We start from the raw sequence: 12850 nt of genomic DNA, 5'->3' as shown, positions 1-12850 counted from the left end.
TTTAAACCTCTAACGAAATTTAGGTTAAATTTACGAAAATAAATGGAGCCGCCCTGCTGTAAGCAGGAGGCATAAATAAAATCAGGAATTTGAAACAGAAGCAAAACGAAAGCTTGTACTATCAAATAAAATGGCTGCTATGCCTTTGCCTGTTACCGGCACTGGCGGCCTGTAATCCAAAGCAGGAAAGCCAGGAGCAAATTGTGCTGGAAGACGACCTGGGGCGGGAGATAAAACTAGACGGGCAGCCTGAACGCGTGATGGCGCTGGCAACCTCTATGACAGAGATGCTGTTTGCAGTGCTGGATACAAGCATGATTGTGGGACGCACCCAAAACGACGATTATCCTGCAGCCGCGCGCACCAAACCCGTTGTGAACAATTACCCGGTGGATTATGAGCAGGTGCTGCGCCTGAAGCCAGATCTTATTTTCACAGTAGAGGGCATTACCCCTTTGGACGTGGCAGCACGGCTGGAGGAACTGGGCATACCAGTCTATTACCAGCGCTACGAAACAGTGGAGGATATATTTACTGCCCTGGAAGACATTGGTCAGATCATGGGCCGGGAGCAGCAGGCAGAACACCTGGCAGATTCTCTGAGAGAGGAGGTGGCACAGATTAGAGCTCGTCATCAAGGTCAGCCGCAGCCTTTGCGTGTACTCGGCCTGGCTAACTACGACCCTATTTATGTGTACGGCCATAACACAGCTATCACAGATAAGCTTCGCATAGTAGGTGCTGAGAATGCTGTCGAAGAAACCTATGAGCCGCTTACAAGAGAGTACATCCTCAAAAGCAATCCTGACGTCATACTGGGTGGGACACCGCAGGAGCTGGAGGAAAATTTTTTCAGCATATACCCGGAGCTTCAGAAAATAAATGCCTACCAGAACAAGCGTCTTTACAAGCCAACAACAAGTTTAATAGCGCGGCCGTCCCCGCGTGTGGTGGAGTCGATACGCGAACTGGAGCGGTTTCTTTACCCATGATCAGGTCGCTGTACTTTACGGTTGCTTTCTTACTCATTCTGGTCGTACTGGTGCTGGGGCTGCAGGTAGGCTCGTTTGAGTCTGATTTAAGCATTTTAGCAGAAGCTTTCCTCAACTACAACCCCAACGACACCACCCATTACGTGCTGGTACATCTGCGCCTGCCGCGCCTGCTCCTGGCGCTGGTGGTGGGGGCATCGCTTGCGCTGGCAGGCTACCTGATGCAGGCGATGGTAAACAACGGCCTGGCAGACCCTTATCTGTTAGGCACCGCTTCGGGGGCATCGTTAGGTGCTATCATTGTATTCTTTGGGTTTGTGCCCATAACGATCCTTGAAATTTATATGCCGCCCATTTTTGCCCTGCTGGGTGCCTTTGTGGTGACACTGGTGGTGGTGATACTTGGCTACAGGAAACGGCAGCTGATTCCGTCGCAGTTGCTGCTGGCTGGCATTGCTATCTCTTCGCTGGGAACGGCTATTGTGGGCCTGCTTACTTTTCTGTCTGATTCGGAAAGCAAATTACGAACCGTTATTTTCTGGTCTATGGGTAGCTTTGAGCGTGCCAGCTGGGCGATGCTGCCTTATCCTGCCGCGGCACTGCTACTGGCCTTGCTACTGTTTGTGTATTACCAGAAGCACCTGAATATTTTGTTGCTGGGCGAGGAGCGGGCGCAGGCTTTAGGTGTGCAGGTAGCGCGTACACGCTGGGTGATTCTGGCTACCGTGTCCGTAGTGACAGGTTTTGCAGTGGCTACCTCGGGGCCAATTGGTTTTGTAGGTTTGATCATTCCGCATGTTACCCGTGGGCTGATGGGTACCACCGGCCGCTCTAACCTCCTCTTTTGTGCTTTCGTGGGAGGTTTTTTTATGCTGCTCTGCGATTTGCTGTCGCGCATAATTTACCCGCCTGCAGGTTTGCCGATTGGAATCATTACTTCGTTCTTTGGTGTTCCTTTCTTTGTATATTTGCTACTCAGAAAGAATTACAATTTTAAAGGTTAGATGATTTACGTAAGCAGGTTAGAGCACTTCAATGCAGCACATAAGCTGCACAACCCGAACTGGTCGTTGGCGAAGAATAAGGAGGTTTTCGGGCCATGTGCAAATACCAACTGGCATGGGCATAACTATGAGTTAATCGTAACCGTGAAGGGAAAGCCTGACCCGGACACAGGCTTCGTGATTGACCTCAAAAAGCTCAGCACGCTCATCCGTACCCACATCATTGAGAAGGTGGATCATAAGAACCTGAACCTCGATGTGGCGTTTATGGAGGATAAGCTGGCCAGCACAGAGAACCTGATCGTGGAGTTCTGGAAGATTCTGGAGCCCCGCATTCAAGACATCTCCAACAAAAATGCACAGCTACACAGCCTGAAGCTTTACGAGACCCCGCGCAATTACGTAGAGTATTTCGGCGAGTAGAAGAATCTAAAGCAGGCAGGCTTATCTCGCATAAGCTGCCTGCTGTCCTTCCTGTACCTGCACGGTAGCCTTAACAGAAACAAACTGCATGAAATATTACATTATAGCCGGGGAGCGCTCCGGTGACCTGCACGCGTCTAACCTCATCAAGCAACTTCGGAAACAAGACCCGGATGCGCAGATAAGAGGCTGGGGCGGCGATATGATGCAGCAAGCTGGCATGGACCTGGTGCGTCATTACCAGGAGATGGCCTTTATGGGTTTTGCAGAGGTGCTGAAGAGCCTGCGCAAAATTCTGGGCTTTCTGAAGGAGTGCAAAGCAGATATAAAGGCGTACCAACCCGATGTGGTGATACTGGTGGATTATGCTGGCTTTAACATGCGCATTGCCAAATTTGCCAAGTCCCGGGGGCTGAAGGTGTATTATTACATATCCCCTAAAATCTGGGCCTGGAATCAGGGCCGTGTGCATAAAATCAAAAAGGTAGTAGACCGCATGTTCGTTATCATGCCTTTTGAGGAGGAGTTTTACGGCCGCTTCGATTATAAGGTGGATTATGTGGGTAACCCGGTGAATGACTCTGTAACAGATCACGTGCGCACGCCGGATTTCAGGACCAGGAATAAGCTTTACAACAACAAACCCATCATTGCCATACTGCCCGGCAGCCGCAAACAGGAAATAGAAGGCATGCTGCATGTCATGCTCAGTGTATTGCCGTCTTTCCGCGACTTTCAGTTTGTGGTGGCAGGCGTTTCCAACCTCTCTAAGGCGTACTATGAGCAGTATAACAAAGACCCGAACATCAAGATAGTCTATGACCAGACGTATGATCTGCTGGCCCATTCACAGGCTGCCCTGGTTACTTCTGGTACAGCCACTTTAGAGACAGCGCTGTTTGGCGTACCGCAGGTGGTTTGCTACAAGACCAGCGCTATTTCCTATACCATTGGTAAGATGGTCATCAAAGTGCCTTATATCTCGCTCGTAAACCTGATTGCCGATAAACCTGTGGTAACAGAGCTTATACAAGATGATTTCACGGCCAAGCAGATTGTAGCAGAGCTAAAACGGGTGTTGTTTGATAAGCATTTTATGCAGAAGCAGCAGGAGGGCTATAACCTGGTACGCCAGAAAATTGGCAACTTCAGAACAGCAGAACGTGCAGCCCAGTTGATGGTACAGTACCTGCAGGCGGACAGATACACGAATCAGGTATAGGAGCACAAGCTCCAGGAGACAAGCCTCACTGTCTGATTCACCTCTTCTAGAGGCTACATATTCCTGATGTAGCTGGCATCATACATAGAGTAACCCTTTACAAGTCTCCCTTTGAAGGGGGATGGCTTACATCTACGAGAAATCGTTCGAAGGACTGCTTTATTAAACTGTTCAGCTAAGGGAGGGCAGTTTAAATTTCTCTACCCCATCCTTATTTGAATAAACCCGTCGGAGGCTTTAATCAAACAGTACCTACGGTGCAGTTTCCCCAATCGTGTCTACTGTTTTTAAGCTGGCCCGGTTGAGCTACAAGCCCGATATCATTTTCAGGCGTAAGTTGAAGAACTCGCGCCAGTTCGCATTGGTTCTTACAACTCGTTTCCAGCAGGCAGACGTATAGAGTAAGACAGCTTAAAGGCTGTTAATGTACCACTACTTAAACACAAGAACTATGAAATCTATTATGATTGCCTTGGGGCTTACCGGCTTAACCATTGCTGTGCTGCTGATTAGTGCGGCCTCTTCCGCTGATGACGATCTGCTGGAGGATGATTCCTATATACCGAAGCCTCGTGCCTGAGCAAAGCTTTAGGATGAGTATAACTTGTCCTACCGTTGCCTGGCGAGGCATAAACAGGAAGAGGTAGCCTTTATCGGACTACCTCTTCCTGTTTATAAAATATGTGTGTCGCTGCTCTTTGGGAGGCTTATTTTCTTTTAGCTTAAGCTACTTTCAGTTGCTTAAGGCTCGACTTTTCAAACTTTTCGCGGGCGTACTTGCCGGTAATGGTCAGTTCTTTTGTGCCTTCCTCTGATGGCAACTCAAACATGGCATCCGTCATAATGCCTTCGCAGATAGAGCGCAGACCACGGGCACCAAGCTTGTACTCCGCCGCTTTCTCCACAATATACTCCAGTGCGCTATCATCAAAATTGAGTACAATATCCTCCATTTCAAACAGGCGCTTATACTGCTTCACGATGGAGTTCTTTGGCTCTATCAGGATAAGGCGTAATGTTTCTTTATCCAGTGGATCCAGGTGTGTCAGCACGGGTAGGCGTCCAATAAGTTCTGGTATCAAACCAAAGCTTTTCAGGTCCTGAGCCGTCAGGTACTTCAGGAAGTTCTCCTTTTCATCTGCCTCATCCTGCTTTGACTTAGAGAAGCCGATAGGGCGGGTATTCAGACGGGTTTTAATTAGTCTGTCGATGCCGACAAAAGCACCTCCGCAAATGAACAGGATGTTCTCTGTGTTAACAGTAATCATTTTCTGCTCCGGGTGCTTACGGCCTCCCTGTGGGGGCACGTTTACGGATGTTCCCTCCAATAGCTTTAGCAGGGCCTGCTGCACTCCCTCACCACTTACATCGCGGGTAATAGATGGGTTATCGCTTTTACGGGCAATCTTGTCAATCTCATCGATGTATACAATGCCACGCTCCGCTGATTCTACATTATAGTCAGCAGCCTGCAGCAGGCGCGTCAGGATGCTTTCCACATCTTCGCCCACATAACCCGCCTCTGTGAGTACGGTGGCATCGGCAATACAGAAAGGTACCTGCAGGATACCGGCCATCATACGTGCGAGGTATGTCTTACCTGTACCTGTTTCGCCCACCATGATGATGTTCGATTTCTCAATCACTACATCCTGGTTCTCGGTAGGTTGCATCAGGCGCTTGTAGTGGTTGTACACGGCCACTGACATTACCTTCTTCGCCTCATCCTGGCCCACAACAAACTGATCGAGATATGCCTTCATTTCCTTCGGCTTCATCAGGCTGAACTTAGGAGTACGGCTGTTGGCGCGTATCTTATTCTCCTCGTTCAATATCTGCTGTGCCTGCCCGATACAACGGTCACAAATGTGCGCGTTGATACCAGATATCATCACCGATACATCTTTCTTGTTTTTGCCGCAAAATGAGCAAGTAATTTCTGCCATAAGAACCAGTTGATTCAATAAATTATGCCTTGGGTGTCAAGGCCTGAAGCAAAGGTACAAAATTGAAAATTTATACAAACAGAAATTCTTTAACCTAAATGTTACGAAAGCTTTAAAAAGACCAGATAAATTTTAAGATGTATATTTTTATATTATTGGTTAAAGTGTTAATAATAAGTATATTGTGTAGGTTTCGTTTCCGCGTAACCCTGTTGATAATTTTTTTAACATTATGTAATTTTGAAAAGAAAAGAAACAATATCATCAGTGTATAGCAGGGCAGGGCAGGAAAAGAAAAACCCACTCCATTTTACAGAGTGGGTTTTGTGCAATTTTTAATTAAGATAGTGCTTAAGACTTCTTGCGAATCAACACTTCATCAATCAGGCCATACTCCTTCGCTTCATCGGCTTTCATCCAGTAGTCACGGTCTGAGTTGTCATACACTTCCTGGTAAGATTTGCCGGAGTGTTCTGCCAAAATCTCATACAGCTCTTTTTTCAGCTTAAGGATCTCGCGTGCTGTGATCTCGATATCAGAAGCCTGGCCTTGCGCACCACCCATTGGCTGGTGAATCATGATACGGGCGTGTGGCAGGGCAGAACGCTTGTTAGCGGCACCGCCGGCCAGCAACACGGCACCCATAGAGGCAGCCAGACCTGTACAGATAGTGGCTACATCCGGGCTCACATACTGCATGGTGTCATATATGCCCAAGCCCGCGTATACCGAACCACCCGGGCTGTTGATGTACAGCAGGATGTCTTTCTTCGCGTCAGCCGACTCTAAGAACAACAGCTGTGCTGTGATAATGTTGGCGATAAAGTCATCTACCTGTGTGCCCAGGAAAATAATGCGGTCCATGATCAGGCGGGAAAACACGTCAATCTCACGGAAGTTTGTTGGGCGTTCCTCAATTACGGAGCGGGTCATGCTCTCGATGGTGTGCATGGCTCTGCCCTCTACGTGGTTAATATATTGGTCTACGCCCAGGCCGCTCATGCCCTGGCCTTTTACGGCAAATTTCCGGAACTCGTCTTTGTTAAACATATCTTGTTTAGGTTTACGGTTTATTCAAAAAATAAAAAAGGTCCTTTAAAAAAGGACCTTTTTTGCTAATATAGTTTATTCGTTTGGTTATTCAAACGATTTGTTTTTGAAGTCCTCTGCAGTGATTGTCTTCTCTACAACAGTCATCTGCTCTTTAAGTTTAGCGAGCACCTTCTCAGCCAGCAATTGCTCGTACTCCTGAATGTAGTTACGGCCGTTGTCCTGCTGCAGGTACTGGTTTGCATAGTTGTTCATGCTCTCCAGCAACTCTTCAGGTATCTCTGGCATGTTGAACTGAGCAAGCATCTTCTCTTTAGTAGCTTCCACTACTTCTTCGTTGCTCACTTTCAGTTCGTTCTCCTCTACCACCTTGTTTTTAATCATCGACCACTTCAGCTCACGCAGGTACTTGTCGAAGTTCTCTTCGATTTGCTCTGCTGTCAGTTTGCCTTCGTTTGTTACCTGCAGCCAACGCTTGAAGAACTCAGTTGGAAGTTCTACCTCTACGTTATCTACTAAGGTATCGATGATGTTGCGGTACAACAGGTTATCAGCCTCACGCTCATAGTTTTCCTTGATAGTTTCGCGGATTTTCTCGTGGTACTCTTCTTCTGTTGTTACTTCGTCTTTACCGAAAAGCTTGTCAAAAAGTTCTTGATTCAGCTCGGCCTCCTCCGTACGGTTGATTTTCTCTACTGTAAACTCAAACTCGCCGTTCAGGTTAGCTACGTCATCCTTGCTCAGGCCGGTAACATGGGCCAGGGCAGCGTTGTCATCGCCAAAAGTTGTGCGGATGTCGAAACGGATCACGTCGCCGGCCTTCACACCAACAAACTTATCCTGTCCTTCTACCACGCGGTTTGTAGGAATAAGCGTTTTAGACTGAAACTCACCTTCTACAGCCTTCAACTCACCAGAGATAAAGTCGCCTTGCTCAGAAGTCTCAGGGTTGATGGTTTTGCCGAACTGGCGCTTCAGGTTTGTATATGCTTCCTCAAGTGTCTTCTCGTCCACTTCAATGCTGTACCCCTCTACGCTTTTATCCAGCGGAAGGTTGAAGTCAGGAAGCAGGCCTACCGCATAGGTAAACTCGAATTCTTTCTGGTTGTCCCAGTCAATTTGCTCCTGGCTTGGCTCTGGAAGCGGCTCACCTAAAAGCTTTACATCGTTTTCGCGGATGTATTTAGAGATTTCCTCCTGTAGTGTCTTATTGATTTGCTCTACCAGGATGCTCTTGCCATACATTTTCTTTACAAGCCCTGCAGGCACTTTACCAGGTCTGAAGCCTTTGATTTGGGCTTTCTTGCTGTATTCTTTTACCTGCTGGTCTACCTTCGGAGCGTAGTCGGCCTCTTCCAGTACCACCTTCAGTTGTGCGTTGGTGCTGTCGGTTTGGTTTAATGTAATATTCAAGGCTTATAAGTTTTAATTTTTTGAAATATCTACTAAAAACAAACCCCCAACATGGCTGTTGAGGGTTTGAGATTTGTGCGGATGGAGGGACTCGAACCCCCATGCCTCGCAGCGCTAGATCCTAAGTCTAGTGCGTCTACCAATTTCGCCACATCCGCTTGAGTGTGCTTGTTTGTAATAGTGGTGCAAAGTTACTACCTGAATTTTTAAATGCAATACCTAGCATTAAATTTTCTTAAAAATTTTTATCTTACATACTCCTCAGGCTGCCTGGAGCCTTTGCTCCGGCATGTTATTGGTTGCATTTTATATTCAGCTATATTTGAACCTATAAAGCAGCTACATTATTGTATAAATAGAAGACACGAGGTAAGTGTGCTCTTTTTAGGGTACTAACTTATTTGTTCCCAGACTTTTGACCATGATCGATCCAGAAGCAGAACGCAAAGAGATCTTAAGACATTATAGAAGATTACTACGGTACGCCAAGCCTTTCCTGAAGGACGGCGATGCCAAAATCATAAAGAAAGCTTTCAATACCTCGCTGGAAGCGCATGGTGGCATGCGCCGTAAATCGGGTGAGCCTTATATTCTGCACCCGCTCGCGGTGGCCCAGATTGCGGTAGAGGAAATTGGGCTTGGTACCACCTCTATTGTGGCAGCTCTGCTGCACGATGTGGTGGAAGACACCGAGATGGAAATTTCGGATGTCGAGCGGGAGTTCGGCCCGAGTGTAGCCAGAATCATTGAAGGGCTCACCAAAATATCTGGTGTGTTCGATTACGGTACCTCCCAGCAGGCCGAGAACTTCCGGAAGATGCTGCTCACGCTGAGTGATGATGTACGGGTAATACTCATAAAGCTGGCCGACCGCCTGCACAACATGCGTACCCTCGACAGCATGCCGCGCCACAAGCAGTTGAAGATCGCTTCCGAAACCATGTACCTGTACGCCCCGCTGGCGCACCGCCTGGGTTTGTATACCTTTAAAATGGAGCTGGAGGATTTATACCTGAAGTACACCGATACGGATACCTATAAGGACATCTCCAACAAAATCCGGCAGACCCGGAATGCCCGCAATAAGTTTATAAAAGACTTTACGCACCCTATAGAGGAGGAGCTGCGCAAGTACGGGTTCAAGTTCACCATCAAAGGCAGGCCGAAGTCTATCTACTCTATCCTGAAGAAGATAAAGAAGCAGAACATCACCTTTGATGAGATTTACGACCTCTTTGCTATCCGGATTATTTTGGATGTGCCCCTGGAGAACGAAAAGGCTGCTTGCTGGCAGGTGTACTCCATTATAACCGACTTCTACCAGCCGAACCCCGACCGCCTGCGCGACTGGGTGAACACGCCGAAGGCAAATGGCTACGAGTCGTTACATACCACGGTGATGAGCCGTTCCGGTCAGTGGGTAGAGGTGCAGATCCGGACCAAGCGAATGGATGAGATAGCTGAGCGGGGGTATGCAGCCCACTGGAAGTACAAAACAGAAGGGGCCGCCTCAGGCGAGTCAGGTCTGGAGATGTGGATAAACAAGGTGCGCGACATGCTGGAGGCTAATAATTCCAACGCGCTTGAATTCATGGATGAGTTCCGTAAGAACCTGTTTGTGGAGGAGGTGTTTGTATTTACGCCGAAGGGAGAACTGATAATACTACCGGACAAAGCCACTGCGCTTGACTTTGCTTTCGAAATTCACACTGACATTGGCTTGCAGTGTCTGGGTGCCAAGGTGAACCAGAAACTGGTGCCACTGAGCTATAAGCTGAAGAACGGTGACCAGGTAGAGATCCTGACATCGCAGAAGCAGAAGCCGAATGAGGAGTGGCTGCAGTATGCAGTTACCTCCAAGGCACGCACCCGCATCAAGGATGCCCTGCGCGAAGAACGCAAAAGCAAAGCCGAGATGGGCAAAGCAATGCTGGAGCATCGCCTGAAGCAACTAGAGATAGCTGACACGCAGAGCAACATCAATAAACTGCAGGCTTACTTTAATGTGGCTTCAGTGCAGGACCTGCACTATAGAATTGCTACAGGGTATATTGATATCAAGAGTATCAAGGAAGTGATATTTATAGCTACTGCCGAAAAGGGATCTTCTATGCTGGAGCCGAAGTCCTTTGATAAGGAAGTGCAGAAAATCAGGGGCATAAATTCTGACATGTTGGTAATAGGGGAGAACACGGCTAACATGGAGAATTACACGGTAGCAAAATGCTGCAACCCGATTCCGGGCGATGATGTGTTCGGTTTCCAGACAGAAGATGGCGGCATTGAGATTCACCGGACCAACTGCAAGAGAGGTGTTGAGCTGATGTCTAACTATGGGAACCGCATCATTAAGGCGAAGTGGACAGACCAGAAAGAGCTGGCTTTCCTGGCGGGTATCCGCATCAAAGGTACCGACCGGGTTGGCCTGGTAAACGACCTGACAAAAGTTATCTCCACCAGTTTGAAAGTGAACATGCGTTCGATTACCATCGACTCCAACGACGGGATTTTTGAGGGCAACATTATGGTTTTCGTTAACGACACCGGCCACCTCGATATGCTGATGCAGCGCATGGGTAAAGTGAACGGAATACTTACCGTAGAGCGCTTCGATTAAGAGGGGCTGTTATTTTTAAAAGATATGGCATTAAATACAGTAAAGTTTGAAGAAGTAAAAAAAATCTTCACAGCATATTTAGAAAGCAAAGGCCTGCGTAAAACGCCGGAGCGCTATGCTATCTTGGAAGAGATTTATTCCCGCGACGGGCATTTTGATGTGGAGTCGCTCTACATCAGCATGAAAAATAAGAATTACCGCGTAAGCCGCGCCACCGTGTACAACACCCTGGACCTGCTGGTAGAAAACGACCTGGTGAGCAAGCACCAGTTTGGCCGTAACCTGGCGCAGTACGAAAAATCGTATGGCTATCGGCAGCACGACCACGTTATATGTACAGAGTGCCACAAGGTGGTGGAGTTCTGCGACCCGCGCATTCATAATATACAGACCATGGTAGGGGACCTGCTAAATTTTCATATCTTGCATCATTCCCTAAACCTGTATGGTATCTGCGGCGATTGCCGCGCCAAAAAAGCGACAGAGGAAAAGCAACATGAAGTATCAGACAGAGCTCAAAGATGACATCTTATTTGTGAGGCTGGAGGGAGACCTGATAGCTGGCACCGATACGCAGCGCATGATCGATGAAATAGATGGGGGAAAGCCCTTGCTGTCGCTGCTTTGCGCTATCGATCTTTCTAACGTACGCTTCATGGACAGCAGTGGCATGGGGGTATTAGTGTCGCTGCTCACCAAGTTTCGAAACCGCGGCGGCGAGCTCGTGCTCATCAAGCCCTCCGACCATATCCGCAAGCTTTTAATCGTTACAAAGCTAAATGCGATTTTCACTATCGCAGAAAATGACGAATTCGCATCGCAGTTTTTAAAGGAGTCGATTTATTAGTCTCTACGAAGAGCAGCTTAATTGTAATAAGTAATAGAAGAAGGCTACCAATATTGGTGGCCTTCTTCTATTATAGCCTTTGATAATAAACTACGATCTCTCCCCACTATGCTCTTTGCATTTATCAATCTTCAAGGTCATTTCTTGTACAATACTAATTAAATGCAAAAGATTGTATATTACTGACTGATATGACTCAACCTTATTGTAAATGTTAAGAAATATAATATTCTCTCTGTTCCTTGTTCTCACACTTTCTAACGTAGCTGCTGCCCAAGATACAGTTGTCACTAAGGCCTACATACAGTCCCTGGAGGAGAGGGTTCAGAGGCTAGAGAGCACCACCGGAGCTAATGAGCTATTTAAGGAGAGGCTTGACCTTATTAACGACAAGATAGAGAACCTCCAGACTGAATCGCAGATTAGTTCGGCCGGAGTAGCTAATCAAATAGCCGCATCATCAAATTATCTAAGTATGTGGGGGATAGTCTTTGGACTTATTTTGTTTGGTGTCGGTGCATATATTACTGTTATGCAAAATCGTACCGCGAAGTATCTGCAGGAAAGTAAGGAGGTTCTGGCCAGTCAGCGAAGCATTGAGAATGAAGTTATCAATGCTAAGAAAGTTATGGAAGATGTCCAGGGTAATGTTGATGTGACCAAGAGAGAAGTTGAGGATACCAGGAAAGAGGTGAAGGCTACTCAAGAAATGATTAATAACAATCTATCAGAACTCTATCTGAGGCTGCAAGCTGAAGAAGTAAACTATTTGATAGACAAAGTATATCAACAACCATACAGAATATATCAGCTTTATGATCGCTTCTCTGTCTTATGGTTGACTAAAGAGCACTTTCGTAGACTGGGTGATTTTATCATATTAAGAGATGAAGTGGGGGAGACAAGAGTAAAAGACACTATATTCAACATCATTCTCAATCAATTTCCCGAAACGTGGTTACAAGACAGGAAATTAAAGGAGTATTTTGTTGAAATGAACAGTTGGATCAGAGTTATTAAAAACTATGACTATCAAAGTGTAAAGCGACTTGTTGATAGTCTTCTTGTTTATATGGCGAACAAGAAACCAGAAGAGATAGACTACAAGATAGGAAGTGTTTATCTGGAAAAAGCGTATAAGCTTTATGAAGCTATAGTTGGTAACAGAATAGTACCGTCTGAGGTAAGGGATTCTCTGCCTGACAGAAAATTGACTAAATATTTTTACGAAAGACTAGGCTGCGTTGACAATTATAGCAGCAGTGTCATGGCTGCAGCCAGGTGCAGGAATGCCAGAAAGCTAGAGGCAGTCTTGTCGTATCGGGTGGCGATGCGG

General features: G+C 46.9%; 12 protein-coding genes and 1 tRNA gene. 9 read left to right on the top strand and 4 right to left on the bottom strand.

The features are described 5' to 3' along the window. The first annotated feature begins 89 nt into the window (after nucleotides 1-89). The 5 genes from ACYVB1_RS15745 to ACYVB1_RS15725 all read left to right on the top strand — a co-directional run bounded on the left by ACYVB1_RS15745 (nucleotide 90) and on the right by ACYVB1_RS15725 (nucleotide 4221). The gene (locus ACYVB1_RS15745; RefSeq protein ID WP_460924741.1) at nucleotides 90-992 is read left to right on the top strand and encodes an ABC transporter substrate-binding protein; all 903 of its coding nucleotides are present in this window, start codon (nucleotides 90-92) and stop codon (nucleotides 990-992) included. Next, nucleotides 989-1996 carry a FecCD family ABC transporter permease gene (locus ACYVB1_RS15740; protein ID WP_460924740.1) on the top strand — a complete coding sequence of 336 codons (1008 nt, stop codon included), beginning with the start codon at nucleotides 989-991 and terminating at the stop codon, nucleotides 1994-1996. Before ACYVB1_RS15745 ends, ACYVB1_RS15740 begins: the two co-directional genes overlap by 4 nt. After that, nucleotides 1997-2419, top strand: a complete 423-nt coding sequence (locus tag ACYVB1_RS15735) for a 6-pyruvoyl trahydropterin synthase family protein (RefSeq protein WP_460924739.1) — start codon at nucleotides 1997-1999, stop codon at nucleotides 2417-2419. It abuts the gene before it with no gap. 88 nt (nucleotides 2420-2507) lie between these two features. Beyond that, complete coding sequence (lpxB, locus tag ACYVB1_RS15730; RefSeq protein WP_460924738.1) at nucleotides 2508-3641, top strand: lipid-A-disaccharide synthase; 1134 nt, start codon at nucleotides 2508-2510, stop codon at nucleotides 3639-3641. A gap of 451 nt (nucleotides 3642-4092) precedes the next feature. After that, complete coding sequence (locus ACYVB1_RS15725; protein ID WP_460924737.1) at nucleotides 4093-4221, top strand: hypothetical protein; 129 nt, start codon at nucleotides 4093-4095, stop codon at nucleotides 4219-4221. 142 nt (nucleotides 4222-4363) lie between these two features. Here the strand turns inward: ACYVB1_RS15725 and clpX are convergent, their stop codons facing one another. From clpX to ACYVB1_RS15705, 4 genes are all read right to left on the bottom strand, one after another. Next, nucleotides 4364-5587, bottom strand: a complete 1224-nt coding sequence (gene clpX / locus ACYVB1_RS15720; protein ID WP_460924736.1) for an ATP-dependent Clp protease ATP-binding subunit ClpX — start codon at nucleotides 5585-5587, stop codon at nucleotides 4364-4366. 351 nt (nucleotides 5588-5938) lie between these two features. Continuing rightward, a complete protein-coding gene (locus tag ACYVB1_RS15715; protein WP_460924735.1) occupies nucleotides 5939-6637 on the bottom strand; it encodes a ClpP family protease in 699 nt (232 codons plus the stop codon). 87 nt (nucleotides 6638-6724) lie between these two features. Continuing rightward, nucleotides 6725-8050 (bottom strand): trigger factor, encoded by a 1326-nt coding sequence (gene tig, locus ACYVB1_RS15710; protein WP_460924734.1) that lies wholly within the window; start codon nucleotides 8048-8050, stop codon nucleotides 6725-6727. Nucleotides 8051-8126: 76 nt separating this feature from the next. Continuing rightward, nucleotides 8127-8208: transfer RNA gene (locus tag ACYVB1_RS15705), tRNA-Leu, on the bottom strand. Between the two features lie 257 nt (nucleotides 8209-8465). On the opposite strand from ACYVB1_RS15705, the gene ACYVB1_RS15700 reads away from it, so the two are divergent. From ACYVB1_RS15700 to ACYVB1_RS15685, 4 genes are all read left to right on the top strand, one after another. Then, the gene (locus ACYVB1_RS15700; RefSeq protein WP_460924733.1) at nucleotides 8466-10667 is read left to right on the top strand and encodes a RelA/SpoT family protein; all 2202 of its coding nucleotides are present in this window, start codon (nucleotides 8466-8468) and stop codon (nucleotides 10665-10667) included. A gap of 24 nt (nucleotides 10668-10691) precedes the next feature. Next, on the top strand, nucleotides 10692-11192 hold the full coding sequence (locus tag ACYVB1_RS15695) for a Fur family transcriptional regulator (RefSeq protein ID WP_460924732.1): 501 nt from the start codon (nucleotides 10692-10694) through the stop codon (nucleotides 11190-11192). Further along, nucleotides 11164-11514, top strand: coding sequence for an STAS domain-containing protein (locus tag ACYVB1_RS15690; protein WP_460924731.1), 351 nt, complete (start codon nucleotides 11164-11166; stop codon nucleotides 11512-11514). Before ACYVB1_RS15695 ends, ACYVB1_RS15690 begins: the two co-directional genes overlap by 29 nt. A 211-nt stretch (nucleotides 11515-11725) precedes the next feature. Then, the coding region (locus ACYVB1_RS15685; RefSeq protein WP_460924730.1) for a hypothetical protein at nucleotides 11726-12850 on the top strand (1125 nt) is incomplete at its 3' end.

The sequence above is a fragment of the Pontibacter brevis genome (assembly GCF_054779655.1).
This window is presented reverse-complemented; position numbering and strand designations above follow the sequence as displayed.

Bases quoted from the DNA above. Each gene is read 5' to 3' on its own strand.
- ACYVB1_RS15715 (WP_460924735.1), bottom strand. From the start codon at position 6,637: ATGTTTAACAAAGACGAGTTCCGGAAATTTGCCGTAAAAGGCCAGGGC.
- ACYVB1_RS15695 (WP_460924732.1), top strand. From the start codon at position 10,692: ATGGCATTAAATACAGTAAAGTTTGAAGAAGTAAAAAAAATCTTCACA.
- ACYVB1_RS15740 (WP_460924740.1), top strand. From the start codon at position 989: ATGATCAGGTCGCTGTACTTTACGGTTGCTTTCTTACTCATTCTGGTC.
- ACYVB1_RS15735 (WP_460924739.1), top strand. From the start codon at position 1,997: ATGATTTACGTAAGCAGGTTAGAGCACTTCAATGCAGCACATAAGCTG.
- clpX (WP_460924736.1), bottom strand. From the start codon at position 5,587: ATGGCAGAAATTACTTGCTCATTTTGCGGCAAAAACAAGAAAGATGTA.
- ACYVB1_RS15725 (WP_460924737.1), top strand. From the start codon at position 4,093: ATGAAATCTATTATGATTGCCTTGGGGCTTACCGGCTTAACCATTGCT.
- ACYVB1_RS15690 (WP_460924731.1), top strand. From the start codon at position 11,164: ATGAAGTATCAGACAGAGCTCAAAGATGACATCTTATTTGTGAGGCTG.
- lpxB (WP_460924738.1), top strand. From the start codon at position 2,508: ATGAAATATTACATTATAGCCGGGGAGCGCTCCGGTGACCTGCACGCG.